The organism is Sinorhizobium fredii USDA 205, from assembly GCF_001461695.1.
In the GTDB taxonomy this organism is placed as follows: Bacteria; Pseudomonadota; Alphaproteobacteria; order Rhizobiales; family Rhizobiaceae; genus Sinorhizobium; species Sinorhizobium fredii.
Window position 1 is genome coordinate 44,167 of the sequence record NZ_AUTC01000120.1, and the last position, 26,000, is coordinate 70,166.

23 protein-coding genes are annotated in these 26,000 nt (G+C 63.0%); 11 read left to right on the forward strand and 12 right to left on the reverse strand.

Annotated elements, in window-relative coordinates:
- Positions 1-26: 26 nt before the first annotated feature.
- A complete protein-coding gene (locus N181_RS12455; protein ID WP_014328982.1) occupies positions 27-1,316 on the reverse strand; it encodes an NAD(P)/FAD-dependent oxidoreductase in 1,290 nt (429 codons plus the stop codon).
- A gap of 165 nt (positions 1,317-1,481) precedes the next feature.
- A complete protein-coding gene (locus tag N181_RS12460; protein WP_060563410.1) occupies positions 1,482-2,903 on the reverse strand; it encodes a L,D-transpeptidase family protein in 1,422 nt (473 codons plus the stop codon).
- 250 nt (positions 2,904-3,153) lie between these two features.
- On the opposite strand from N181_RS12460, the gene N181_RS12465 reads away from it, so the two are divergent.
- The 3 genes from N181_RS12465 (at position 3,154) to N181_RS12475 (ending at position 4,970) form a co-directional block, all read left to right on the forward strand.
- The gene (locus N181_RS12465; protein ID WP_037397005.1) at positions 3,154-3,996 is read left to right on the forward strand and encodes a DUF4432 family protein; all 843 of its coding nucleotides are present in this window, start codon (positions 3,154-3,156) and stop codon (positions 3,994-3,996) included.
- Positions 3,997-4,068: 72 nt separating this feature from the next.
- Positions 4,069-4,407 carry a protein tyrosine phosphatase family protein gene (locus N181_RS12470; protein ID WP_037397002.1) on the forward strand — a complete coding sequence of 113 codons (339 nt, stop codon included), beginning with the start codon at positions 4,069-4,071 and terminating at the stop codon, positions 4,405-4,407.
- 356 nt (positions 4,408-4,763) lie between these two features.
- The gene (locus tag N181_RS12475) at positions 4,764-4,970 is read left to right on the forward strand and encodes a hypothetical protein (protein ID WP_037397000.1); all 207 of its coding nucleotides are present in this window, start codon (positions 4,764-4,766) and stop codon (positions 4,968-4,970) included.
- An 88-nt stretch (positions 4,971-5,058) separates the two neighbouring features.
- Here N181_RS12475 and N181_RS12480 read toward each other — a convergent pair whose 3' ends face one another.
- The gene (locus N181_RS12480) at positions 5,059-6,705 is read right to left on the reverse strand and encodes a thiamine pyrophosphate-binding protein (RefSeq protein ID WP_037396997.1); all 1,647 of its coding nucleotides are present in this window, start codon (positions 6,703-6,705) and stop codon (positions 5,059-5,061) included.
- A 61-nt stretch (positions 6,706-6,766) separates the two neighbouring features.
- Positions 6,767-7,720 (reverse strand): alpha/beta hydrolase, encoded by a 954-nt coding sequence (locus tag N181_RS12485; RefSeq protein ID WP_014328976.1) that lies wholly within the window; start codon positions 7,718-7,720, stop codon positions 6,767-6,769.
- A 259-nt stretch (positions 7,721-7,979) separates the two neighbouring features.
- Here N181_RS12485 and N181_RS12490 point away from each other — a divergent pair, with 259 nt between their 5' ends.
- The 4 genes from N181_RS12490 (at position 7,980) to metF (ending at position 12,769) form a co-directional block, all read left to right on the forward strand.
- On the forward strand, positions 7,980-8,753 hold the full coding sequence (locus tag N181_RS12490) for a ribonuclease T2 (protein ID WP_014328975.1): 774 nt from the start codon (positions 7,980-7,982) through the stop codon (positions 8,751-8,753).
- A 118-nt stretch (positions 8,754-8,871) separates the two neighbouring features.
- Positions 8,872-10,521 carry an energy-dependent translational throttle protein EttA gene (gene ettA / locus N181_RS12495; RefSeq protein WP_014328974.1) on the forward strand — a complete coding sequence of 550 codons (1,650 nt, stop codon included), beginning with the start codon at positions 8,872-8,874 and terminating at the stop codon, positions 10,519-10,521.
- A gap of 293 nt (positions 10,522-10,814) precedes the next feature.
- A complete protein-coding gene (locus tag N181_RS12500) occupies positions 10,815-11,834 on the forward strand; it encodes an ArsR/SmtB family transcription factor (protein ID WP_014328973.1) in 1,020 nt (339 codons plus the stop codon).
- A 2-nt stretch (positions 11,835-11,836) separates the two neighbouring features.
- The gene (metF, locus tag N181_RS12505; protein WP_037396990.1) at positions 11,837-12,769 is read left to right on the forward strand and encodes a methylenetetrahydrofolate reductase [NAD(P)H]; all 933 of its coding nucleotides are present in this window, start codon (positions 11,837-11,839) and stop codon (positions 12,767-12,769) included.
- A gap of 495 nt (positions 12,770-13,264) precedes the next feature.
- On the opposite strand, the gene N181_RS12510 is transcribed toward metF, so the two are convergent.
- The 5 genes from N181_RS12510 to N181_RS12530 form a co-directional block, all read right to left on the reverse strand.
- Positions 13,265-14,203: a DMT family transporter gene (locus N181_RS12510; RefSeq protein ID WP_014328971.1), complete on the reverse strand. Its 939-nt coding sequence runs from the start codon at positions 14,201-14,203 to the stop codon at positions 13,265-13,267.
- A 248-nt stretch (positions 14,204-14,451) separates the two neighbouring features.
- Positions 14,452-15,666: a lytic murein transglycosylase gene (locus tag N181_RS12515; RefSeq protein ID WP_014328970.1), complete on the reverse strand. Its 1,215-nt coding sequence runs from the start codon at positions 15,664-15,666 to the stop codon at positions 14,452-14,454.
- Positions 15,667-15,815: 149 nt separating this feature from the next.
- Positions 15,816-16,595, reverse strand: coding sequence for a glycoside hydrolase family 25 protein (locus N181_RS12520; protein WP_037396987.1), 780 nt, complete (start codon positions 16,593-16,595; stop codon positions 15,816-15,818).
- Positions 16,596-16,749: 154 nt separating this feature from the next.
- Positions 16,750-17,427 carry a class I SAM-dependent methyltransferase gene (locus tag N181_RS12525; protein WP_014328968.1) on the reverse strand — a complete coding sequence of 226 codons (678 nt, stop codon included), beginning with the start codon at positions 17,425-17,427 and terminating at the stop codon, positions 16,750-16,752.
- Complete coding sequence (locus N181_RS12530; RefSeq protein ID WP_014328967.1) at positions 17,424-18,674, reverse strand: BtaA family protein; 1,251 nt, start codon at positions 18,672-18,674, stop codon at positions 17,424-17,426. The genes N181_RS12525 and N181_RS12530 overlap by 4 nt, the downstream gene beginning before the upstream one ends.
- A 146-nt stretch (positions 18,675-18,820) precedes the next feature.
- Between N181_RS12530 and N181_RS12535 the strand changes: the two genes are divergently transcribed.
- Positions 18,821-20,185 carry a serine hydrolase domain-containing protein gene (locus N181_RS12535; protein ID WP_037396985.1) on the forward strand — a complete coding sequence of 455 codons (1,365 nt, stop codon included), beginning with the start codon at positions 18,821-18,823 and terminating at the stop codon, positions 20,183-20,185.
- Between the two features lie 48 nt (positions 20,186-20,233).
- On the opposite strand, the gene N181_RS12540 is transcribed toward N181_RS12535, so the two are convergent.
- From N181_RS12540 to N181_RS12550, 3 genes are all read right to left on the reverse strand, one after another.
- Complete coding sequence (locus N181_RS12540; RefSeq protein WP_037396982.1) at positions 20,234-21,253, reverse strand: lytic transglycosylase domain-containing protein; 1,020 nt, start codon at positions 21,251-21,253, stop codon at positions 20,234-20,236.
- A 116-nt stretch (positions 21,254-21,369) separates the two neighbouring features.
- Positions 21,370-22,005 carry a LysE family translocator gene (locus N181_RS12545; protein ID WP_037396980.1) on the reverse strand — a complete coding sequence of 212 codons (636 nt, stop codon included), beginning with the start codon at positions 22,003-22,005 and terminating at the stop codon, positions 21,370-21,372.
- Positions 22,006-22,107: 102 nt separating this feature from the next.
- Positions 22,108-23,322: a pyrophosphate--fructose-6-phosphate 1-phosphotransferase gene (locus tag N181_RS12550; protein ID WP_014328963.1), complete on the reverse strand. Its 1,215-nt coding sequence runs from the start codon at positions 23,320-23,322 to the stop codon at positions 22,108-22,110.
- 319 nt (positions 23,323-23,641) lie between these two features.
- Between N181_RS12550 and N181_RS12555 the strand changes: the two genes are divergently transcribed.
- From N181_RS12555 to N181_RS12565, 3 genes are all read left to right on the forward strand, one after another.
- The gene (locus N181_RS12555; protein ID WP_060563411.1) at positions 23,642-24,349 is read left to right on the forward strand and encodes a J domain-containing protein; all 708 of its coding nucleotides are present in this window, start codon (positions 23,642-23,644) and stop codon (positions 24,347-24,349) included.
- A complete protein-coding gene (locus N181_RS12560; RefSeq protein WP_014328961.1) occupies positions 24,346-25,110 on the forward strand; it encodes an N-acetylmuramoyl-L-alanine amidase in 765 nt (254 codons plus the stop codon). Before N181_RS12555 ends, N181_RS12560 begins: the two co-directional genes overlap by 4 nt.
- Positions 25,111-25,337: 227 nt before the next feature.
- Complete coding sequence (locus tag N181_RS12565) at positions 25,338-25,871, forward strand: lytic transglycosylase domain-containing protein (protein ID WP_014328960.1); 534 nt, start codon at positions 25,338-25,340, stop codon at positions 25,869-25,871.
- The last annotated feature ends 129 nt before the right edge of the window (positions 25,872-26,000 follow it).

Sequence of the window (26,000 nt, forward strand, 5' to 3'; positions counted from 1 at the left end):
AGGTCGTTCCGGTCGAAATCTTTCTATCAGAACCGCCTGTCTACGAAGTGCTTGGCCTGGGCGCCGGCGTGGTAGAAGGCGGATTTCAGGTTCCGCCACGGATCCGGGGTGATCGCGGTCTCGGCGAGCGGGATCGCCGAGTTGTCGCCGGTGACATGGCGAGCAAGGGCACGGCCGAAGACGGTGCCGGGGGCGATGCCGCGGCCGTTGTAGCCGCTGACAGAAACGACATTCGGCGCAAGCACATGCATGACCGGCAGATGATTGGTGGTCATGCCGATGCGGCCGTCCCACCAATATTCGAAGCGGAAATCGCCGATATAGGGGAAGAGCTTGCGCACCGAACGCGCCGCGAAGGCGCGATGCGTGCCCACGGCCATCGCGTCGAGGCGGCCGATCGAGCCGAAGATCAGCCGGTTCTGCTGGTCCATGCGGAACGACGTCATGACGAGGCCAGTGTCCCAGGCGCCCTGGCGCTCCGGCAGGATTCGGCCGGCGACATCGTCCGTGAGCGGATTGGTGGCGAACTGAAAATAAGGAAGGACGGTGAGCTCCTCGGTTTGTGTCCTCCACGGCGCACCGTCAATGAGCGCGCCGTAGGCCTCGGTGGCGACGATGACATGCCGGGCTGTAAGCGTGCCTCGGCCAGCCGTCAGCTTCCAGATGTCGCCGCGGCGCTCGGCAGCAACAAGGGGCGTCTCCGTGTAGATCTCGGCCCCCGCGGCCAGCGCCGCCCGGGCCAGGCCGCGCGCATAGGCGAGCGGTTGGATCGTGCCGGCCCGCCGGTCGAGCAACGCGCCGGCGAAGCCTTCAGCCCCGGAGAGCCCATGTGCCTTTTCGGCCGAAAGCGCCTCCACCGGCGCGCCGCGCTTCTGCCACTGGGCCTCGCGCTCCTGGATGTCCTTCCAGCCCTCGGGACCGACGGCCATATGCAGCGTTCCGTTGCGGACCGCTTCGCACTCAATGCCGTGCCGGGCGACCAGGTCGTAAACGAGCGAGGGGCCATCCCCCAACTCGTTCAGAAGGCGCCCTCCGGCCTCGGCGCCGAGCGTGGCGATGAGATCGTCGGGTTTCACCCACATGCCGGCATTGACCAGCCCGACATTGCGGCCGGAGCCTCCGTAACCGATCATCCGCGCTTCGATCACCGTGGCCCTGACGCCCATTTCGGCAAGGTGAAGTGCAGCAGAGAGCCCGGTGAAGCCACCGCCGATGATTGCGACATCGCTAGTCACTTCGCCCGTGAGCGGGCCGGTTTCGGGAGCGGCGGGAGCCGTTGCGTGCCAGAGGTTGGGAAGAGGGCGCTCCGTCGCCATTGCGGGCCTTCCTTTGCGGATGATTGAGAGGTTCCTTGCCTTTGATAAAACCATCTCAGCAAAGTTTTTCATGACAATGTTTCATGAAGTCATGAAGACCGGCACTGCCAAGCGAACGGGCGGGCGACCGCCCGCGTGGCTCAGCCTAAACTGGGCGTCGGCGAACTATTGATAAGGAGCGAAATCATCCGCTGCTATTGGCGCCCCCGGCTCATCGACGAATTCGACAGTCACGCCGCGGCTCACCCTTTTGCCAAGTTCGGTGGCATCCCAATTCGTCAGGCGCACGCAGCCGTGGCTCTGGGTCTTGCCGATCTTCGACGGATCCGGTGTCCCGTGAATGCCGTAGGTCGGCCTCGAAAGGGCAATCCAGACGGTGCCGACCGGTCCGTTCGGTCCCGGCTGCAAAGTTAGGATCTTGTCGTTCGCGCCCTGCTGGAAATTGATCTTCGGATTGTAGGTATATCCCGGATTGAAGGCGATCCGCTCGACCGTCACGGTGCCGGATGGTGATGGCGTGTCGGCCGACCCGATGGTCGCCGGATAGGCTGCAACAAGTTTCCCCGCGTCATCGTAGGCAAGCACCTGCTTGCGGCCCTTGTCGGCGATGATCCGCGCTACCTTGCCCGCTTTGTTCGGGCCGGGGTTGATCACCTTGATCGTGGTGCCCGGAATGGAGAAATCGACGCCCGGGTTGAGCTCACGCAGGTAACCCTCGTCCATATGGAATTTCTCGCCGAGCATCTCGGTCGTCGAGGTGAAGGAAAGGTGCGGGAGCTGCGCCTTGTGGGCATAGTCTTCCGGGATCGCGGCGACATAGGGTCCGGCGGCGTCGGCGGCGGTGATCGTGTAGGTGGTGATCGGCAGGCCGCCATTGAAGCGCAGCCGCTCCAGGATGTCCTCGGTATTGTTGGGGTCGAGCTTCTCTCCGGTCGCCTGCTGCCAAACCTCGAGCGCCTTGGTGACGTTCGAGCCCATCTTTCCGTCGATGACGCCGGGCGAGAAGCCTTCGCGGTCGAGGAAAACCTGAAGGGCGGTAATTTCGGCGCGCGATTTGCCCTTCATCTCGATCGCCGGCGGCATCGGCTGGCTCAGCGGTTCCTGGTATTGCGGATCATAGGCTGCCTGCTCTTCGCCAAGTGTCGGCAGGCTGTTCGGAAGCTCCTCACGCTCCACCGGGGCGGGCGTGGCGTCGCGGTAATCCGGCACGGTGCCGGTGAACTCGCCGGGCTCGGAATAGCCGTAGCCGCGGTCGCGCTGGTTGGAATAGCCGTCGTCGCCGTATTGTCGGTCGTTCGGCACGACCGTGGCGACGATATTGCCCCACGGGTCGACAAGCACCGTGCGGCCGCGGCGGTCGCGCACCGCGCGAACTTCGTCCGGTCCGGGCATATAGTCGAGAATATCGCCTTCGGGAGTGACCAGCATCACATCGCCGCTTCCCCAATAGCCGCCATAGCCCTCTTGGGCGCGTGCAGGCACGAGCTCCACGGCCAGAAGGCCGAGTGCGGCGAGAAGCGAAAGGCCGGTGCGGGTCGCTGACACGGGAGAACCTGTTTTCATGGTGGTTGCTTTGCGGCGGTACATAGCGATTCCGACGTTAATGTGAAAAAAATGAATTCATCATGAACGATCCCTTAAAATTCTAGTTAGGCGAGCTTGCGAGGCGTTGCAACATTCGATCGCGTCTGGAAGACCGGAACCGCCCTTAGACCTCCTTGAATTCATAACGTTTTTCCGCGGAGTTGGTTCAACTCTGAGGATCGGCTCCCAAGGGTAGGTCACTGCGCTATCATGCTCTCGCCATGCCCGATTCTGGGCGCAGCCGGAGACGAGAATGCAGACCAACATCAACTCCAATAGCGGCGCGGACAGCCATATCCTGTTCGACCGCGCCTCGGCGCTTGACATCGCCGCCTTTGTCACGGCTGGCATCGACCTGTCGCCTGGAGACGCGATCCCCTCCGACGGCGACTCGCGGATCGATCGGGCCCTTGCCGGCTTTTTATTCACCTGCGGTCCCGATCACATCCGTCATCCGGAGCCGGTCGAGGGGCGCGATGATGGGACGCGCTATCCCTTGCACGGGTCGCTCGCCGGGACGCCGGTCAGCCGGACGGAGATGTCGCCTGATGGCTTGCGCTGTTCGGCTCTCACAGAGGTCGATCTTGCCTGTGGTGGCAGAGCGGCGATCGAGCGGGTTTGGGAAGTGGATGGGAACGGGGCCGGCGTGATGCTCAAGGACCGCGTCGTCAATATCGGTGCCTCCGCCTTCGCGCCGATGATGATGTATCACATGAACATCGCCGGACGGTTGCTTGGCGACGAAACGCGGATCGAAAGCGCCACGGTGGAGGGCGGTTCGCTGGCATGGCGGTTCGGGGAAGGGGAGAGCGCCCATTTCTGTCGAACCGCAGTCGCCGGCGAAGACCGTTGGGCAGAGGTTTCGCTCTCTGCGCTGCCGGGGCTTCACGGGCGCGCCCTGCATGTGCGGTTCCTGACCGAGACGCTGCCATTCCTGCAGATGTGGCGCTGCCAACGCGGCGCGGCGAATGTCGTCAGCATCGAGCCGGCATCGCACCGTCTGGCGAAGCGGGTGGACCTCTCGGCCGGCGGCGAGCTCGATCTGCTCGAACCCGGACAGTCACACGACTACGCGCTCGCCTTCGGCGTCGCCTGAAATCGCTTCGCGATTGACGCCGCCTGGCCTGCGGCCTACACCAAGGCAACGCAGTCTTGAGGAAGCGACATCATGGACATTCGCCAGATCAACGATGAATACTCGGTCTCCGGCCAGATCGCGGTCGAGGACCTCGACGAGATCAAGGCGCTCGGCTTCAAGTCCATCGTCTGCCACCGTCCGGATTTCGAAGCTCCCGACCAGCCGACCTTCGACGCGATCGCCGCGCGCGCCCAGGAACTCGGCCTGGACATCGCTCATATTCCGGTCGGTCCGACGGGCGTGACGGCAGATGCGGTGACCCGCATGGTCGACGCGCTTGACGAATTCCAGCGCCCGATGCTCGGCTATTGCCGTTCCGGCGCCCGCTCGACGGCCGTCTACCAGCAGACGCAGCACATCCGCAGCTGAGGCGGCGCGTCGGCTGCCGATCGATCGCTCCGCGTTATGCTGCAATAGCGGAGGCCGCAGCCCGAACCACCGCATTTTGTTGTTGGCCGCCGGCATTGGTGCTATAATTCATTTGTTCGATCGAGGGTGCCGGCAACCCTCAAGAGATCGATCGCTTGGAGCGCGCTTGGCCCAAACAAGCGCGCTTTCGCGTTTCTGAGGCCGTTGTTGCCCCCGTCGTATGGTTGTTTGGTGCTCGCAGTCCCCTCGAGAGCGCGTAGAGCGTCTCAAGGGGCAGACCTGCAGCGCGTTGAATTGCTGATACCTTAGATCGGCCCCCCGACGTAAGGAAACATGCAGTAGAGAGGAGATCGGCCATGGATCCCTTCAACAGCTTTCGAGACTACCCCATCCTTCCCGGCCACGTCGCGATCCTTGAAGGCGTTCTCGTCAGGGCTCTGGAAGAACGCAACTTATCGATCGGCAGCGAGGAGGCCGACCAACTCGTCAGGAGGATTGTCAAGCTCTATCAGACCGGCGTCAGAGAGCCGGGCCGGATGTGGGAGATGATCCGGACAATATAAGGAACGATGAGCTTCCCGTTCAGCGAGCCACGGCGCATCCGTGCCGAGAACGCCCTGTGGAGTTCCGGCGTTGACCGTTTGCTTCCCCTCAGCCATTGCGAATTTCGCTGAGTGTGCGCGTCGGCGTGATCGCCTCCGGGTCGAGCTTGATCTCGATGATCGCCGGCCTGCCGCTGGCGCGCGCCCGGAGGAAAGCATCGGCGAACTCTTCCGTACGCTCGACTGTCTCACCATGGCCGCCATAGGCGCGGGCGAGCGCCGCAAAATCCGGATTGGTCAGGTCCGTGGCGCTGACACGGCCGGGATAGTCCCGCTCCTGGTGCATGCGGATGGTGCCATAGATGCCGTTGTTGATGACGAGCACGATGATCGGCAGGTCGTAGCGGACCGCCGTCGCGAATTCCTGGCCATGCATCAGGAAACAGCCATCACCCGCAAAGCAGATGACTTCACGATCGCGATGGAGGCGTTTCGCCGCAACCGCCGCCGGCAGGCCGTAGCCCATCGAGCCGGAGGCCGGCGCGGCTTGCGTGCCGTAACGGCGGAAACGGTGGAAGCGGTGCAGCCATGTGGCGTAGTTGCCCGCGCCGTTGGTGAAGATCGCGTCTGGCGCCGTATTCGCCTCGATCCAGTTCATGATCGGCCCCATCTGCACGTCACCGGGTCCCGTTTCCGGCGGCGTCGACCATCTGAGATAGGTCTCGTGCATGGTGTCGGTGCGCTGCGCCCAGGCCGGCGTGGCGGCTGGTTTCACGTCGGCCAGCGAAGCGACGAAATCGCGCGGGCTCGCGGCGATCGCGAGATCCGGCCGATAGACACGACCGAGTTCGGACGGATCGGGATGGACATGCACCAGCGTCTGCTTCGGATAGGGCACGTCGACGAGCGTGTAGGAGGAGGACGGCATTTCCGACAAGCGTCCGCCCAGAAGCAGGATGAGGTCGGCCTCCTTGATCTCCTTTGCCAGTGCCGGATTGATGCCGATGCCGACATCGCCGGCATACATCGGATTGAGGTGATCGAAGAGCATCTGACGGCGGAAGGAGCAGCCGACCGGGAGCTGCCAGCGCTCGGCGAACCTCTGAAATTCGGCGACGCTTTCGGCCGACCAGCGCGTGCCGCCGAGAACGGCGATGGGCCGTTTCGCATCGGCAAGGAGCGTTGCGAGCCGCGCCATCTGGGCTGGTCCCGGATGACTCTCGACCGGTTGGTAGGCGCGTGCGGCAGGCGCTTCGGCGCTCTCGGTGAGCATGTCTTCGGGCAGCGTCAGCACAACCGGTCCGGGACGGCCGGAGGTCGCCACGGCGAAGGCGCGGGTGACGAATTCGGGGATGCGCGCCGGATCGTCGATCTCGCCCACCCATTTTGCGACCTCGGTGAGGGCGCGGCGATATTCGATCTCCTGGAAGGCCTCGCGTTCGCGGGCGTCGCGCTGCACCTGGCCGATGAAAAGGATCATCGGGATCGAATCCTGGCGGGCGACGTGGAGCCCGGCCGAGGCATTGGTGGCGCCGGGGCCGCGCGTCACCATGCAAATGCCCGGCTCTCCGGTCAGCCTGCCCCAGGTGTCCGCCATCATCGCCGCACCGCCCTCCTGGCGGCAGACGACGACGTCGATGTCGGTGTCGTAGAGCGCATCCAATACGGCCAGATAGCTTTCGCCCGGCACGCAGGAGATGCGCTTCACACCGTTCGCGACCAGCGCCTCGACCACCAGCTGCCCACCCGTTTTCATGCCTGCACCTCCCAATGCTTTCTTCGTACCGAATTCAGATCGCGCCGACGCCGGGTTGCAACTATATTCTTTCGCCTACGCGGCGTTTCGAGCCGATCGCCTGAAGGCACCAGGCGGCGAAATCTTCCGTCGCCGTCTCGCGGCCGATTTCATTGAGCGTCTCGTGGCGCATTCCCGGATAGATCGTGACCGTCACGTCGGCCATGCCGCGCGCCCTCATGCGTTGGCCGAGCCAGCGGATGGCGTCGCCATTCACGGTCGAGGGGTCGGCGCTGCCGCCGACCAGGTGAACCGGCAGCTTCGCGGGCAAGCGGGCAAGCCGGTCGGTCCGCGCGCCGGCAAAGGCGAACGCGAAAACGTCGATCCAGAGAGACACGCTGGCATCGAAGCCGCAAAGCGGATCGGCAATATATTTCGCGACTTCACTCGCGTCGCGCGACAGCCAGTCGAAGTCGGTCTTCCGATCGGCGATAGCCTTGCTCCAGGCGCCGAAGGTGAGCTTCGACAGCAGCGGGCTCGGGACGTCCGAGCCTTTCAGCATTCGTTCGATCGCGAGGATCGCCTGAGCGCCTCGGCCGGCAAGCCCGGGGCGGAAGTTGGAATTCCAGACGGCCAGCGCGTCATAGAGTTCAGGATCGGTCTCGGCGGCGTTGAGCGCGATCAATCCACCCATCGAGTGGCCGAACAGAACCACCGGCAGGCCGGGATGATTGGCAACGGCCATCTCCCGCACCATGCGCAGATCGGCGATCACCTTCTCGACGCCGCCATGCCGGGCGAATTGCCCGAGCAGCGCATCCGATGTGCGGCTCTCGCCATGGCCTCGATGGTCGTGTGCATAGACATGGAAGCCATGCCTGGCCATGGCTTCGGCGAAGCGGGCGTAGCGGCCGGAATGTTCGGCAAGCCCGTGGCTGATCAGCAGGATGCCCTGCGGCGCCTCGGATGCCGGCCAATGGCGCCAGCCGAGCGTCGCGCCCGTCGGGCTTTGAAGCGTCCTTACCTGCGCGAACATGCCTCACTCCCGAACAATCGCCAGATCCCAAATGCGCTCGCCAGGTCGAGCCGGCGTTTCGTCTCCGAGCGGGGCGGGCGACACCAGTCCGCCCAACACTCCCGCGAGATATCAAATCGATTTGGCCGGCAAAGGCAATCGCTGCTTGTTGCTTCTTGCGCATGAGATCAGAACGAATCGCGAGAAACATATTAGGGGTTGCAAGTTTCCCGCTTTTGTTGATATTTTGTTCTCGTTTTGTTTTTACTGGGAGGCCGTTATGGCAGTGCGGGCTATGATACAGGTGGTGAGAGTTGCAACGCTTGCTCTGGGGTTGGGGCTATCGTCCCTCGCCGCAGCAGAGGAGGCTTCGGGGGAAGAGAGGAGGACGGTGCCCGATGGCGGCACGACGCAATATGTGCTGGCAGTCAGCTGGCAGCCCGGCTTTTGCGAGACGCGGCCGACGCGCAAGGAGTGCGTGGATCAGACGTCCGACCGCTTCGACGCGACACATTTCTCGCTCCACGGCCTTTGGCCTTTGAAGAAGAGTTATTGCGGCGTGGAGGCGGAGCTGAAGGCGCAAGACCGCAAGGGCGATTGGCTCGACCTGCCGAAACTCGTGATGGCGGACGAGACCGCGGCGCGGCTGCTCATCGCCATGCCGGGGGTGAAATCGGGCCTCGACCGGCACCAATGGCTGCGCAGCGGCACCTGCCAGACCGGGAAAGCTGAGGACTATTTCCGCCTACAGCTTCGTCTTCTCGACGAGCTGAATGCATCGGCGGTGAGAGCGCTCTTTGCCGACAGGATCGGTTCGGAGATCGGCGAACAGCAGATCAAGGCGGCTTTCGACCGGAGTTTTGGGACGGGGGCCGGCGACCGGGTGCGGATGCGCTGCCAGACGGTTGGCGGTCGCAGCGTGATCACGGGAATGACCATCGGGCTTTCCGGCGACCTCTCGGGTAAGACGGACCTCGCGGGCCTCATGAAGGCGGCGGGCCCAACCGAGTTCAAATGCGCCAAAGGGATCGCCGACGCCGCCGGGCGGGGCTGAACGGAGAGGCTCATCGCAGCGAAGGAACGACGCGGGGCAGGGCCTTTGGCAATTGCCCCGCCACCATAATTCGCCTACATAGCGGGCAAATTTTCCTTCCGATGCGGAGCATTCCTTTATGGCACGTCAGTTCATCTACCACATGGCCGGGCTCAACAAGGCCTATGGCAACAAGAAGGTCCTGGAGAACATCCATCTGTCGTTCTACCCGGACGCCAAGATCGGCATTCTCGGTCCCAACGGTGCCGGTAAGTCGACCGTTCTGAGGATCATGGCCGGGCTCGACCACGAATATACCGGCGAGGCCTGGGTAGCCGAAGGCGCGACCGTCGGCTATCTGCCGCAGGAGCCGCAACTCGACGCGCAGAAGAACGTCCTCGAGAACGTCATGGAAGGGGTGGCCGCGAAGAAGGCGATCATCGACCGCTACAACGAGCTGATGATGAACTATTCCGACGAGACGGCGGAAGAAGGCGCGAAGCTCCAGGACGTCATCGACAGCCAGAACCTCTGGGACCTCGACAGCCAGGTCGAGATGGCGATGGACGCGCTGCGCTGCCCGCCGGGCGACGCCGAGGTCACCAATCTGTCGGGCGGTGAGAAGCGCCGTGTCGCGCTCTGCAAGCTGCTGCTGGCGCAGCCGGACCTGTTGCTTCTCGACGAACCGACCAACCACCTCGACGCCGAGACGATCGCCTGGCTCGAAAAGCACCTGCGCGAATATCCGGGCGCCGTGCTGATGATCACGCACGATCGCTACTTCCTCGACAACGTCACCGGCTGGATTCTCGAGCTCGACCGCGGCCGTGGCATTCCTTACGAGGGCAACTATTCCGCCTATCTGCAGGCAAAATCCAAGCGCATGACTCAGGAAGGCCGTGAAGAGGCGACCCGCCAGAAGGCCATCAGCCGTGAGCAGGAGTGGATCGCCTCGAGCCCGAAAGCCCGACAGGCGAAGTCCAAGGCGCGTATCCGCGCCTATGACGAGCTCGTCAAGGCGGCGGCCGACCGGCGTCCGGGCGACGCGCAGATCATCATTCCGGTCGGCGAGCGGCTCGGCCAGGTGGTCATCGAAGCCGAGAACATCTCCAAGGGCTATGACGACCAACTGCTGATCGAGGGGCTGAGCTTCAAGCTGCCGCCGGGCGGCATTGTCGGCGTCATCGGCCCGAACGGTGCCGGCAAGACGACGCTCTTCCGGATGATCACGGGCCAGGAACAGCCGGAAGAGGGCGCGTTCCGCATCGGCGAGAGCGTGCAGCTCGGCTATGTCGACCAGAGCCGCGATGCGCTCGACGGCAACAAGACGGTGTGGGAGGAAATCTCCGGCGGCAACGACGTCATCAAACTCGGCAAGCACGAGGTCAATTCCCGCGCCTATTGCTCGTCCTTCAACTTCAAGGGCGGCGACCAGCAGCAGAAGGTCGGCACGCTCTCGGGCGGCCAGCGCAACCGCGTACATCTCGCCAAGATGCTGAAGGCCGGCGGCAACGTCATCCTGCTCGACGAGCCGACCAACGACCTCGATACCGAGACGCTGGCGGCACTCGAGGATGCGCTCGAAAACTTCGCCGGCTGCGCGGTCATCATCAGCCACGATCGCATGTTCCTCGACCGCCTGGCCACCCATATCCTCTCCTTCGAGGGCGATAGCCATGTCGAGTGGTTCGAAGGCAACTTCGAGGATTATGAGAAGGACAAGATCCGCCGCCTCGGCCCCGACTCGGTCAATCCGAAGCGGGTGACGTATAAGCGCCTGACGCGATAAACAATCCCCGGGCGCCGCATCACCGTCTGCGGCGCCGGTCTAGGCACGCTCCGGAGCTGTTCGAGGTCGTCGGACTGGCGTGAACCGAAGCTTCATGGCCAGCGTCTGACCTCGTCTCGAGGGAGGGGGCCGACGGAATGGCAGGGTTGCTTGATCTTTGCGCGGGCGGACCGGAAGGTTCGCCCGCCTTCATGTCTCGGCAGCGTCATCTCCTTGCCTTTCCGCGCAAATGCCGCTTGCGCGCGGTCTTCAAATCACATAAACATATCTTTATGTGTTGATGAGGATCGGCAATGACTACCCTTGGATCGCTTGGCTTGGATGCCTTGGTCGACGTCTTGAAGGCGGCGGGCGAGCCGACGCGCATGCGGCTTTTGGCGCTGCTTTCCGCCGGCGACCTCACCGTTACCGACCTTACCGAAATTCTTGGCCAGTCGCAGCCGCGCATTTCCCGGCACCTGAAGCTGCTCGCCGAAGTGGCGCTGATCGATCGCTACCAGGAAGGCGCCTGGGCCTATTTCCGTCTGCGGCAAGAGGGCGGGCGCGTCGCGCTGGTCCGCGGACTGCTCGCTGCAGCAGCGCCTGGCGATGCGATTCTTGCCAGGGATTCGACCCGGCTCGCGGCCTTGAAGAAGGCGCGTTCCGAGAAGGCCCAGGCCTATTTCAGCCGCAATGCCGCCGAGTGGGACGAACTCAGGCGTCTTCACGTCAGCGAAGGCGATGTCGAGACGGCTCTGAAGACGATGGTCGGCGACGAGCCGGTCGACAGCCTGCTCGACCTCGGCACCGGCACCGGGCGCATACTGCAGCTCTTCGAGGGGCTTTATCGGCGCGGCATCGGCGTCGACGCCAGCCGGGATATGCTGGCGGTGGCGCGTTCCAATCTCGATCGGGCTGGCATCACCAAGGCTTCGATCCGCCACGGCGATATCTTCAATCTGCCGCTCGATGGCCGCTCCTTCGATCTCGTGACGATCCATCAGGTGCTGCACTTCCTGGAAGATCCGGAAGCGGCGATCACCGAGGCAGCGCGTATGCTTGTGCCGGGTGGGCGGCTCGTGATCATCGATTTTGCTCCGCATGGTCTTGAATATCTGCGCAACGATCACGCTCACGCCCGCCTTGGTTTTGCGCACCAGACGATGACCGATTGGCTGCAGAAGGCCGGCCTGATGCTCGAGAAGACCAAAGACCTTGCCCCGGAAGGCGGGGAGGAGGGGAAACTGACCGTGACGATTTGGTTGGCGCGCGACCAGCGGGCGGCCGATGTGGCCGATTTGCCGCGCCAGCGCCTACAGGCAGGGGGAATTTGAGAATGAACGCACGGACGCTCTATCCCGCCGAGCGCGGCAATCTCAGGCTTTCGTTCGAATACTTCCCGCCGAAGAACGAGGAGATGGAAATCCAGCTCTTCCAGACCGTGGCGGATCTCTCGAGCTTCGCGCCGGCGTTTCAGACGGTGACCTATGGCGCCGGTGGCTCGACCAAGGCGCGCTCGCTGACGACCGTCAAGCGGATGATCGGGGAAATGGGATTGAGGAACACGGCAGCGCACCTGACCTGCGTCGGCGCGCCCAAGGCTGAGGTCGATGCGGTGATCGACGAGTTCGTCGCCTGCGGCGTCCGGCATTTCGTGGCACTGAGGGGTGACCCGCAGGGCGGCATCGGCAGTGCCTACCAGCCCTTTCCCGGCGGCTATGAGAGCTCGGCGGCGCTTGTGAACGCGCTCCGCGCCCGCGGCGATTTCGAGATTTCCGTCTCCGCCTATCCGGAAAAGCACCCGGAGAGCTCGGATGTCGCGGCCGATATCGACATGCTGAAGCGCAAGGTCGACAGCGGCGCCACCCGGGCAATCACCCAGTTCTTCTTCGACAATGACGATTTCGAGCGATATCTCGAGCGGGTGCGGCGCGCCGGCGTCCAGATCCCCGTCGTGCCGGGCATCCTGCCGATCAACAATCTCACCCAGGTGATACGCTTTGCCGGGCTTTGCGGTTCAAAGGTGCCGGAGGCGATCGTCTCGCGGCTCGGCCATCTCGACGACCAGCCGGAGGAGCGCTTCAAGGAAGCAAGCCATATAGCTGCCGAACAGATCGTCGATCTGGCGCGTCGGGGCGTTCGCGACTTCCACCTCTACACGATGAACCGCTCGCCACTCATCGCCGCCGTCTGTGACCTGGTCGGCTATGGGCGCCGACCGGCCAACCATACGGCCGCACCGTCCTATCGGGCGGTAGCGACGGCTTAAAATTCGGATCCAGGAGAAAGGAAAGCCCATGAACGGGTCGTCGTTCACGGGCTTTTCTGATGTCGCAGCTCAAGACCGTGTGCTCTCGGAGCGGCCTGTCTTACCTGTTCTGCTGCGAATTGGACTTTCCGGAAATTTAAGTCCCCCGGCTTGGACTTTCAGCGGCCTTTCGTCAGACGAAGAGCATGATGGCCACGAATGCGAACGCTGCACTGATCATGAGGACATTCAACGAATGTGTAAGTCCCATAGGATCCTCCCTGCGTTGACGGGTAAAACATAGGGCTAAAAAACGGCGCGTCAAAGCGAAACTTGTGCTGCAGCGCGAAATCCGTGTGTTCCGAATCGAATATTCACAGCCATAAGCATATGAATCTCTTTCAGAATTCCGTGTGCCACATTTTTTTCACAATTGCTTCCATGGGGTTAATGTAAACGCGTGTAACGGTCTGTGAAGCGTCTCAAAGTCGTACGGGCAGTGTCTCCGATTCGCTGTCAGGTCGACTTCCGCGGTCGCAGGATGCGCCCATCGAGAACAGCGAGCCCCGCGGCGATCAGCGCCATTCCGGCAATGTCCCCCGCCTGCAGCGTCTCACCGAGGAAGAGATAGCCGAGAAGGATGGCGCTGGGCGGCACGAGAAGCGTGACGAGCGACGTGTTGGTGGCGCCGGCCTCCGCCATGATGCGGAAGAAGAGAATGTAGGCATAGGCGGTGGAGACGAGCGCCAGTCCGAGGATCGCCAGCACGGCGGAGAGGGGCGGCATGGGCAGGGTCCAGGGCATGTCCGCGAAAGCGGCGACCGGCAGCATGACGATCGTCGAAGCCGTCAGTTGTCCGGCGGCGGTCACCGGCGGCGCCAGGTTGCGGAAGCGCTTGCCATAGGTGGCGGAGAAGCCATAGCTCACGGCCGCCAGAACCGGCAGCACGAGCGCCCAGAGCGGCACGTCGCCGGCGGCCCCGAAAAGACCGGCGAGCGCGCTCGGCCCGATGAGTGCCACCGTGCCGGCGAGCCCGAGCAGGCAGCCGCTGAGCTTGGCAGCGGTCAGCCTTTCGTCTTCCGTTGCGACATTGGCGATAAGCACCGTCCAGACCGGCGTCGTCGCGTTCAGGATGGCCGCAAGCCCGGCGCCGATATGCGTCTGGCCGAGGAAGATGAAAGCGTGCGGAATGGCGTTGTTGATGAGCCCCATGACCAAAAACTCGCGCCAACGCGCGGCGAGCGCCGGATAGAGGCCATGGTTGCCGCGCAAGTAAATGTGCAGGGCGATTGCTGCGAGGCTCAAGCGCAGAAATACGAGCGTAAAAGGCGGGACATGGGCAACCGCGACGCGGGCGAAAAAGAAAGAGCCGCCCCAGATCAGGCCGAGCAGCATCAGCAGCAGCCAAAGCCGCAGGGTCATGTGCGTGGTGGCGGTTGTGGTGGATGAAAGCATGTCGGCCCTGCTGCGATCGAAGCCGGATTGGATTCGCCTACAGCGCAGCGCGTCCAATCGGACGCGCAAAGGTTCGCTGTAGCACTTTGAATTGCTGCATGATTTTGTCCTTAAGTCGGTACCGACTTAAGGAATCATGCAGTAGCGTATCCAATCCAGCAATTTGCGATTGCGCAAGCGTTAATGCGAAGACGCGGGCGTTGCCACCCGCTTCTTGCAATATTGTCCGGCCGTTTCCGAAATTCGTGTCAGAGTGCCTGGAGCAGATCCGGTGTCGCCCAGCCGTCCGCTGGCAGGCCGAGCTTCAACTGCTCCTTCTGCAGCGCGGTGCGTGTACCCGAGCCGAGAATGCCGTCGATCTTGCCGACGTCGTGGCCGAGCGCCTGCAGCTTGGCCTGAAGCGCCTTCATCTCCGTGTCGCCAAGTCCCGGCTCCGGATTGCCGGCCTGATAGGGCGGGGCGCCGGCGAGACGGGTGGCGAAATAGGCAGCGGACGTCGTATAGATGAACGACTGGTTCCACTCGAGGTAGATCTTGAAATTCGGATAGGTCAGGAAGGCGACGCCCTTGCGTCCCTGCGGCAGGACCAGGGCTGCTTCAAGCGCGCCGTGGGATGTGTTGCCGTCGCGCGGCGCGACACCGAGAGCGAACCAATCGCTGGCCGTCATGCCCGGCTGCAGCCCGGTCTTCTCCCACGGCAGTTGGTCCGGCACGCTGACTTCCTGGATCCAGGGCTGCCCCGCCGTGAAGCCGAGGCTCTTGATGAACTTTGCCGCGGTGAGGATCGCGTCAGGCGAGCTCTTCTTCAGGTTGACGTGGCCGTCGCCATCACCGTCGACGCCGTAGGCGATAATGTCCTCCGGCAGCATCTGCACCTGGCCGATCTCGCCGGCCCAGGCGCCTGCGGTCATCGCCGGATCGAGGTCGCCGTGCTGAACCATCTCGATGGCCGCAAGCAGTTGCGGCCGGAACATTTCCGGCCGGCGGCAGTCATGCGCCAGCGTCACCAGCGCGTTGCGGGTGTTGAAGTCGCCCTGAACGGCGCCGAAATCTGTTTCCATGGCCCAGAAAGCGGTGATCACCGGCGCCGGCACGCCGAACTCGCTTTCGGCGCGGGCGAAGACGTCGGCATATTCCTTCATCTTCTGCACACCGATGTCGAGCCGCGCCTTGCTGACGGTACGCTTGGAAAATTCGGTGAAGGTCTGCTTGAAGACGCCCTGGGCGCGGTCGCGGCTCAGCACCTTTTGGTCTATGGCAGCACCGGCGAGCGCCCGATCCACGACATCGGCCGGAATGCCCTTGCCGACCGCCTCGGATTTTACACCGTCGAGAAAGGCGGCGAGGTCGCCGCCGCAGGCCGGAGAGGACTGCGGTTGAGGTTGCGTCTGCGCCAGGACCGACGTGGTGGAGAGGGCGAGCAGGCCAATAATGAGAAGAGCGTTGCGGGCCTTGCCGATCATCATAGTTCCTTTCCATGCCCCGGGGCGGCTTGGCGTGGCCGTCGGGCTTGCGCTGTGTCGCAGGTCAATATGCAGGTGCTTTCTCAGAGCATTATGACCGAATGAAGAAGTCGGTCCGCCACGGCTTCAATGCGCGCGGCAATTCCCGCCTATTGCGAAACGGCTGCCACCCATTTCTTCCAATTCTTGGGGGAGCCCGCGAAGGCGTTGATGTCGGTGTGGCCTTGGATGCCCGGAATAACGCCGGTGCTGGTGTATTGCCAGAAGGCCCAGCGCCGATCGACGTAGATGTCCTTGGGATGCTTGGCGACGGAACGGACCCAGAAGTGATAGTCGTTGAAGGCGCCGACGAGGTTGTCGCGGTGGAAATCGACGGAGGTGTAGATGATCGGCCGCTTGCCGTAATGCGCTTCCAGCCGGTCCATGAAGCGCTTCATCTCGAAGCGCACGGTCTCCGGCGACGGGCGGTAACGGCAGGTCTTCGATTCGCCGTTCCACTCGACATCAAGCACGGGCGGCAGATAGACGGCGCTCTTCGGCACATTGGCGATGAACCAGTCGGCCTGTGCGTCCGCGCTCGAGCAGAAATAGTAGAAATGGTAGGGGGCGTAGGCGAGGCCGGCGGCGCGCGCCCGCGGCCAATAGTCCTGGAAGCGCGCATCGACGCGGTCCTTGCCTTCTGTGGCCTTGATGAAGGCGAAGGAAACGCCGGAGTTCTTCACCTTCATCCAGTCGATGTCGCCGTTCCATTTGGAAACGTCGATGCCGTGGATGCTGTGGTGATGTGGCGTCCGACCGCCGAAATCCTGCGGGTCGGTGTCCCGGAAGCGCGGCGGTATGGAGGCGGTCCGCACGAGGTCGTAGTCGGTCGACGTGCAGGCGGAGAGGATGGTGGCGATGGGCAGCAAAGCCAGGAGAAGCCGGCGCATGAGGGTTCCGTTACGAGACGAACGACGATCCTGCCTCACGCGATGGTTTCCATGACGGTGATGTCCCCCAGGGAGGCGTTACCTCCTTTTCACCATATCATCGTAAAAATTGAGTTAGCTCAAGCGGCAATTGCATCGGCGCCGTGTCTGCGGATCATTGCACCCGGTCAATTGTCGCTCGATGGTACACGGCGATCCATGCATAGCCCCTGCCGATCGACTTCAGCTCCAGTGCGGCGCCGTCACGGTCTGCCTTGGCACGCATGACGTCGAACAGCGATTCGCGCGGCGTGACGTGAAAGCGTTTAAGCCAAGTCTGGAGGAAGCGGCGGAAGCCGCCCGGCCATCCCTCCTGCTGGCCGAAGTCGGCGATATGGAGCGAGCCGCCCGGGTTGAGCGCACCGATCGCCGCGTCGATCGCCTTCTGCCAGTCGGGAATCATCGACAGCGCATAGGAGATGACGATTCGGTCGAAGCCATTTTCGCCGAAGGATGCGGCCGTGAAGTTCGTGGCGTCGGCGATGCGCAGATTTGCATCCGTGCGACCCAGGCGCCGGAGTTTCGCCTTGGCGGTCGCCAGCATCTCGGCGGAGATGTCGAGACCGAAAAGCCGGGCGTCGGGGTAAAGATCGCCGATCATCGCCAGGTTGCGCCCCGTGCCGCAGCCGACTTCGAGCACGGAACCGCCCGATGGGACGCTCAGCTCGCGGATCAGCGTGTCGCGCCCGAACAGATAGTACTTCCTGGTAAAATCGTAGATGTATCGCTGGTAGCGATACATCCGGTCCATGAGTTTGGCGTGGCTATTGCCTGCAGACTGCGCGGCGCTCATGCTTTCTTCCGGTAGACGTGGAAGCCACCATAGATCGCCGACCGGTCCTCGATGCCGAGCTTTGACGAGGTCTCGGCGTCATAGTGCCACTGGTCGATGAGGGCCGAAGAAAGACGCCCGGGCAGAATGCTCGCTTCTGCCGCCGTGCGGAAGATCACCGCGGCGTTCGGCGCGGCGGTGCGGGTTATTTCACTCCAGAGATCGTTCAATTGCCGATCGCTCATCCAGTCCTGTGCATCGAGGAGCACGTAGCGGTCGACCGAAGATGCCGGCTTGCGGCCGAGCAAATCCGTGAAGCTCTCGTGATGGACCGCGACGCGATCGGCGTGATTGCGGATCGCCTCGTAGTTCGATGCCTGCAGATAAGGCGGCAACTCGCCTTCGTGGGGGAGCGGATAGCGCCGGCCAAAAGCCTGCCAGGCGAAGTAGTTCTCGCGCAGTGGAAAATGGCAGGTGAGCTTTTCGAGGCGGTGGCGAAGCACCGCGGCGAGCGACCGTTCCTCGCTCAGGCTGGCGAGCTCGTCGAATTGTTGCGGCGGAATGCCGAGGCCGAAAAGCGAGCTCTTGCGGCCGGTGATCCAGCGGATGACGGGCCGGTCGAAGAGCGGCGCGAGCTTGTCGTCGAAGAACTGCCGCTGCTCGCGCATCGAGCGCGCCTGGACGAAATCTGCCGGGTTGACGCCGTGGAGCCGCGCCAGAATATGGCTGGCGGCGATGAAGCGGCCGAGAAGGCCGGTACGATAGATATTGCGGCCGAAGACGCCGATGCGGCGTCGGCCTGTCAGGTCGCGGCCGTTCCAGTGGGCGCGCGTGCCGGCGTCGAGCCTGGGCGCGATGAAGAGATCGAAGGCCTCGTCGTTCGAGCGCGTGCCGGCGCTGCCGAGGAACCGTACGACATCCTTATGGCTCGGTAGGTGACGGAAGGCGGCGAGCTTCAGCCGGTTCAAGGCGATGTGATGGGGGTTGAGATCGACGACGTCGATGCGCGCTGGTCCGGCGGAGAGATAGGTCAGCATGTTGCAGCCACCCGAACCGATCGCCACGATATGGTGGCCGGGCTCGATTTGCATCGCCGCCATGTCGACGATCGGATCTTCCCAGATCTGAGGGTAGACGAGCCCGGAGAATAGCAATCCGAACAGGCGCTCCGACAGCCCGGCAAAGGACAGGGCCTTGTGTTGGAGGAGCGCGCTCTTCAGCTTCGCATTCTTTCCGCCGAAGCCGGCATCGGGGGCGAGTTCCGTCATTTGTCTGCCATCCAGTTGAAACTGGAGGCGCTTCTAGAGTGACTCGACTACACTTTGATGACGAGTTGCCCACGGGCTTCCTAAGCACCGAAGAGGCTTTTCCTTTCTCTGGAAACCTGTTTTCCTGTCGTCGGCAGGAGGCGGCTATGAAGGGTTTGTTGCGGAAATCCGGTACCTTGGCCGTCGCGGTCGCGGCGGCGGCCGCCAGCTGGCTGGCCTTCTTTCCACCGGAGTTGCTCAAGGTCGGCGATGGTTATGCCGCCAAGATCGTTTGCTCCAACGTCTTCCTGGCGGGGCGGGAGCCTGAGGCGGTTCTCGCCGAGGACGTACAGGCGCCCGGTCATCCATTGCTGAAGTTCGTCGGTGTGGCGGTCGATCGCGATCAGCAGACGGTGACGGCGCGCATCTTCGGCTTCGCCGCACCCGTTCGGGCTGTCCATCGCCCGGGTTTTGGCTGCACGGTCACCGCAGGCGCGACCATGCAGGCGCTGGCTGCGCCGGCAATCGGGAACACCGCCGGCGGCGCGGGCGCTCTACCGAGCCCGGACATAAACTGGCCCGAGGGAAGCAAGGCGGACATCGAACCGGCATTCCAGAGTCTGGTGGATGATCCGGAACTGGCCGGCCCAGGCATGCGTGCGGTCGCCGTCATCAGGGATGGGCGCCTGGTGGCGGAGGCGTATGGCAGTGGTTTCGACCGCGATACGCCGTTGCTCGGCTGGTCGATGACGAAGTCCGTCACGGCTGCACTCGTGGGTTTGCGGGTCGCCGACGGGCGTATGGATCCGGAAAAGGCCAACCTTATTCCAGAATGGAGCGGCGATGACCGCGCGCGGATCAAGCTTGCGGACCTCCTGGCGATGCAGAGCGGGCTCGCCTTTAACGAGGATTACGGCGACGTCACCGACGTGACGCGGATGCTCTTTCTCGAAGGCGACATGGCAGGGTTCGCCGCATCGAAGCGGCTCGAAGCGGCGCCGGGTGCCCGGTTCAGCTATTCGACGGGCACGACGAACCTCCTGTCGCGCCTGTGGATGGGGACTTTCGACGGACCGGCTGCGGCGCTCGCCTATCCCCGCCAAGCCCTGTTCGATCCGCTCGGCATGACCAGCGCGGTCATGGAGACGGACGCGAGCGGCACCTTTGTGGGTTCGTCCTACATGTACGCCACGGCACAGGATTGGGCGCGATTTGCGCAGTTCCTGCTGGACGATGGCCGTTGGAAGGGAAGGGCGCTTTTGCCCGACGGCTTTGTGGAGTTCATGCGAGCCCCCACTGCCGCATCGGGCGGCGACTATGGCTCCGCCCAGGTCTGGCTCATGGAGAACGGCATCCGCGCCGGCACGGGCAATTTCCCGTCCGATACGTTCTGGATGCTCGGGCATGACGGACAGGCGATCATGCTCGTTCCGTCGCTGCGGCTGGCGGTCGTTCGGCTCGGCCTCACGCCCTCGCGTACCGGCCACGACGTGCAGAAACTGAACGCCAAAATAATCGAGGCGCTCGATTGAGCGCCGCACCGGTCACAGTTGTGGATTGGCAAAGCGAAGGCGTTGCCGTCAGCGCATATCCAGCATGTCGAGCATGCCCTTGCGCTTGGCGTGGTAGTAATAACCGCTGGCATAGAGCTTCACGGCACCGTCGTGCTGGTTGTCGGCGACCATCCATGCACCACGCAGATACCTGGTCGCGTATTTGAGGTTGGTTTCCGCGTCGAAAAGACCCTCGGCCGGTCCGTCGTAACCAAGGCCCCGAGCCGTGTTGTACCTGATCTGCATCAGGCCGTAATTGCCCTTGCTATAGGCGTGCGGATTGTAGTTGCTCTCGCGCTTGACGACCCGATGCACGAGTTCGAGCGGAAGGCCGTTGAGCTCGGCATAGTGCTTGATCAGCCGGTCGAGCTCGGGCTTGGAACTGGTGGGCGATTTCGTCAGCTTCAGCGAATCGGGAATGACGCTTGCGACCGCGCCGACGGCCGAGCCGATGACGCCGGTCCTGGGACGCTCCGTCGGGACGATCATGCGTTTGGCCACCAGCGTCTCGAGGCCGACCGGTTCGCCGGTGTCGAAATCCGATTCCCACAGGGCGGCAACTCCGAGGGACGGTACGGCGGGCGACTCGGCGCTCTTTTCAACGGCTGTTGAAGCCGCGGCTGGCGAGAGATCGGCTGGGACGGGCGCTGCCATGGCCACTTCGAAGGCCTGGCCCGGCTTGGCCGTGGGTACGGCAACGGTCTGCGGAGCCGCGAAGGCGAGCGTCGCATCCGTCGCCGGCGTGATGCCGGCCTGGCCGGCCGGAGCGGCAGCGATTGCGGCCGTTGCGGCATCCGTCGGCGCGGCGGCGGTTGCCGCCGTCTGCGTGCTCAGTGCCGCCGAGGTGCTCGACGCGACGCCGATCGGCGCCGGGAGAGCGTAAGCCGTCATCTCCGTTCCGGGTTTCGCGATCGGGGTGACCGTTTGCACGGCAGTCAGTTCTTCGAGGGAGGTGCGCTCGACCGTGGAGCATCCCGAAGCAAGTGCCGATGTCAGTGCGATGGCGGTAAATGCCTGTTTCGAAAGGGAGATACGGATCTTCGCCATGCGGTCACTTTCGTGCTTCTGGGCCCCGTAGCCCCGTGCAAATCAGCGGCTGCCAACCACTGCGCTTGAATTTCCATTAACCTATGCCGCCAGTTGCGGAAGCGCGCGGGCGAATTTCACGCCGTCGCCCGTTTCAGGCCGAGCGACAGCAGCCCCGCGCCGATGAGCAGCGAGCCACCGGTGCGGTTCACGAACCGCCGGACATTCGGTTTGCGAATCGTGTTTCCGGCGGCCGAGGCAAGCGATGCGTAGAGCATTGCATTCGCGGCTGCGAGGGCAAGGAATGTTGTCTCGAAGATCGCCATCTGAGCAAGAAGGGGCCGCGACAGATCCAGAAATTGCGGCAGGAAGGCGACAAAGAAGACGATGCTCTTCGGATTGAGCGCGGTCACGGCATAGGCGTGCAGGAATATCCTGAGAGGCCGTTCCGCGGCAGGCCCTTCACTGTCATTCTCGCCGTTGGCGGGAACCGGGGCTTTCCAGAGTTTGATGCCGAGCCAGACGAGATAGGCGGCGCCGATCCATTTCAGGACCGTGAAGATGGTGGCCGAGGCGGCCAGCAGCGCGCCCAAGCCCAGCATGGAGGCGGTCATCGCCGTGAAATCGCCAAGCGCCACGCCAGCAACGGTTGCGCCCGCTGCCTTGCGCCCGTGGCTGATCGCATAGGAGATGACCAGCAGGATCGTCGGGCCGGGGATGGCGAGCAACAGGGCCGAGGCGGCGACGAAGGCAAACCAGTGTTCGAAAGACATGAAAGAGCTCCGCGTTTGAACGGCGTCCCGCCGAGAAATCGGAGGGAGCCATTCAAACGCGGAGCCGTCAACTGCTATTGAGCCTCCAGAAGAAGGATCAGATCAGTCTGCCGCCTGCCACTTCTGGCCGATCGCGCCCATCACCTCGCCGAACCACTTGGCCGAGGTGTCGAAGTGCTTGCCGCCCTTGATGCGGGGGAACTCGATCGTGCGCAGCTTGCCGCCCTGGTCTTCGTCGTGGCCAGTGACGCCGGAGACCTTGTTGAGCGCGCTCTCGACCGCAAGGTCGACCATGCTCTGGATCAGGCGCAGATCGTCGCCGTTCGCCGGCGCGGAGCGGGCATAGTAGCCGGACTTCTGGACCATCGACCGCTCGGCGCCAAGCAGGGCGGCGAACTGCTTCGAGAACCAGTTGCCGACATTAATCGTATCGATCTTCACATGGCCGAAGGCGTCGCGCTTGACCGTTTCGCCGGCGGCTTCACGCTCGGTGACAATCGCGTCGAGGCAGGCACCTTCACTGACGAACAGCGTGACATAGCCATTCCGGTCCATCGTCTGGCGCAGGCGTTCGGCTTCGGCTTCGAGATCGAACTTCACCTCCGGCAGATAGAGGCCGTCGATGTTCTTCAACTGCGCATCCATCATGAAACCATCGACATATTCCTTGTCGGCGGTCATCTGCATGTAAGCGCGCGCTGTCGCTGCGGTCAGCCAGCCGCAGTGCCGGCCCATCACTTCGTGCACCACCAGCGTGCGCGGCGCGGCGCTCTGCTCGTTGCTCACATTGTCGAAAAAGCGTGCGCCGTATTCGGCGGCGGTCCAGGCGCCGAGCGTCTGGCGGATCGGCACCACATCGTTGTCGACGGTCTTGGGCAGGCCCACGACGGTCAGGTCATAGCCGTTCGCGCCAAGATACGCGGCCAGGTCGGCGGCGGTCGTGTTGGTGTCGTCACCGCCGATCGTGTGCAGGATGTTGATGCCATCGGCAGCGAGCCTTTCGGCTGCGACACGAAGCGGGTTCTCGCCTTCCTTCACGAGGCCGCGCTTGACGCAGTCGGCCGCGTTGGTGAGCTTCACGCGGCTATTGCCGATCGGCGACCCGCCGTGGCGGTGAAGGACATGCGCCCGCTCGCGCATGTCCTTCGTGATCTGGATGCGGTCGGCGAGAAGCAGGCCCTGATAGCCGGAACGGTAGGCCACCAGCTCGTAGTCGGGGGCGATATCCGTATAGCGTTCGATGAGTCCGCCGACAGCGGATGAAAGGCAGGGCGCGAGCCCCCCCGCCGTCAGCATTGCGACTTTCTTCTTGGCCATGTTTCCTCCTCGGATTTCGGCATCATGCGATCGTTCGGGAGATCGACCGCATTCTCAATTTATGCGTAGGTCAAAGACCACCGGTGGTCTAACGCAATTCCGACGGAAATAAAATGACAGGGCTGTGGATGTCTGAAAAGGGACCCATCAGCCCGGCAAAAGACTCGATCAATGCAATTCACCTTGAGATTTACGGCGAGGTGATTTATTGAGGGGCCATCACAATTCCGTCATCCGTGACGTTTTGGCATCGTCGGCCGCTTGCAATATGCCACCACATCGGGCCATGCTTGGTCGTGGACAGGGAACAATCGCACTCATGTCATTCTGGGATAGCCTCATCAAGATCGTAACGGCCACCGGCAATGCGCTCGCCGGTGTGGTCGAGGCGGTCCGTACACTCTTCGAAGGGGATCCCGAGACGCGCCGCAAGGTGGCTTTCTCGGTGGCTATGATTGCCTTGTCGGCGAAGATGGCGAAGGCTGACGGTATCGTCAACGAAGCCGAAGTCGCCGCCTTCCGCGATATCTTCAAGTTCCCTGCGGACCAGGCGAAGAACGTCGCTCGGCTTTACAACCTCGCCCGCCAGGATGTGGCGGGCTACGGGGCCTATGCGGAGAAGATGGCGTCGCTCTGCTCGTCCTGCGAGCGCAACTGCCCGATCCTCGAGGACATCGTCGACGGACTCTTCCATATCGCCAAGTCCGACGGCGCGGTGCACGACAAGGAACTTGCCTACCTGATGCGCGTTGCGGAAATCTTCAACATGGACGAGCCGCATTTCGAGCGCATCATGGCACGCCATGTCCATGGCGACGGTCGCGATCCCTATCAGGTTCTCGGTGTTTCGCCGAAGGATGATTTCTCCGATATCCGTCGGCGCTATCGGGTGCTCGTTTCCGAGAATCATCCTGACATGCTGGTCGCGCGGGGCGTGCCGGAGGAATTCCATGCAATCGCCAATGACCGCATGGCGGCGTTGAATGCCGCTTACGAGGCGATCGAGAGAGAACGCCGCGCAGCATGACTTTGAGGACCTGCGACTTTCCGGGCGCTCGCTTCGTGCCGTCGCCCAACCACAGCGAGCGGGCCGGTGGGCGCCGGCCGGACATGATCCTCCTCCACTATACCGGAATGGAAACGGCGATCTCGGCGCTCGATTGGCTCTGTCGCGAGGAAAGCCAGGTATCCAGCCACTATTTCGTTCACGAGGACGGCCGGATCGACCAGCTCGTGCCTGAAGAGCGGCGTGCCTGGCACGCCGGCAAGAGCCTCTGGAAGGGCGAGGCGGACATCAATTCCTGTTCCATCGGTATTGAAATCGCCAATGGCGGTCACCCGGCCGGGCTGCCGGACTTCCCTGAAGCGCAGATCGATGCGGTCGTCGAATTGTGTCGTGACTGTGGCGAGCGCTGGCATATTGCCCCCGAAAGGGTGCTCGCGCACAGCGATGTGGCGCCGATTCGCAAGGTCGATCCGGGAGAAAATTTTCCCTGGGATGTGCTACATCGCCGCGGGGTCGGCCACTGGGTCGAGCCGGCGCCGGTCGGCGGCGGCCGCTTCTTTCAGCGCGGCGACGGCGGGCAGCCGGTCGAAGCTCTGCAGTCGATGCTATCGCTCTATGGCTACAACATTGAAGTTACGGGAGATTTCTGCGAGCGGACGGAAGGCGTGGTGGCCGCTTTCCAGCGGCATTTCCGTCAATCTCGGGTAGACGGCATCGCCGACGTCTCCACCATCGATACGCTACATCGATTGCTCTCGGAACTGCCGAATTTCGCTGCCTAGGCTGCAATTTTCGGCCGCACTGATTTAGCGGCCTCGACGCCTTGCCGCGCGATTTTTTTGCGTTTGCCACATGTTTACCATGTTAGGCCCTTCATTTCCGGTGCATCAACGCAGGAGATGCGGCGTCTGGCGCCGGTGCTCCTGTCAATGAAATCGATCAGGAAAATCGGTCGTGACGGTGGGGTGCGCCGTCCGGCCAGTTCCCCAGACCGGAGACTTCAAACTACATGAGAATATCGTTTGTTGCTGCGGCGGCGGCATGCCTTGGCATGTTCATCGCCGGGATGGGTACGTCGTACGCAGGGGGTGTCGACAAGACCATCAAGACTTCGTCGTTGCAGTCGGTGACCAGAACGACAGGTTATCCTGCTCCCCAATTCGACCTCACGCGCGGCTCCCAGTACACGATCCTCATCCAGTCCTATGCGAAGCAGTACGGGATCGCTGCTGATCTGGCGCATGCCATCGTCAAGGTCGAAAGCAATTTCGATGCGAGCGCCCGGGGCAGCGCCGGTGAAATCGGCCTCATGCAGATCAAGCCGGCCACGGCCCGCATGATGGGCTATTCCGGTTCCGCCAAGGGCCTCTACGACCCGGAAACCAATATCAAGTTCGGCATGATGTATCTGGCGAAGGCCCAGGAGCTCTCGGACGGCACGACCTGCGGCACCATCCTCAAATACAACGCCGGCCATGCTGCCAAGCGCATGAACCCCGTATCGAAGCGCTATTGCGGCAAGGTCCAGAACATCCTCAATTAAAGTCGAAAAAACGAGCCGCTCCGGGGTGGGCGGCCGATAAGCTCTGGAACTCATGCGGGTTCTAGGACACGGCCGGATAGGTCTCGCGTTCCGGCGTACTAAATTTTGAAAGAGCTCGGTGTCATTGCC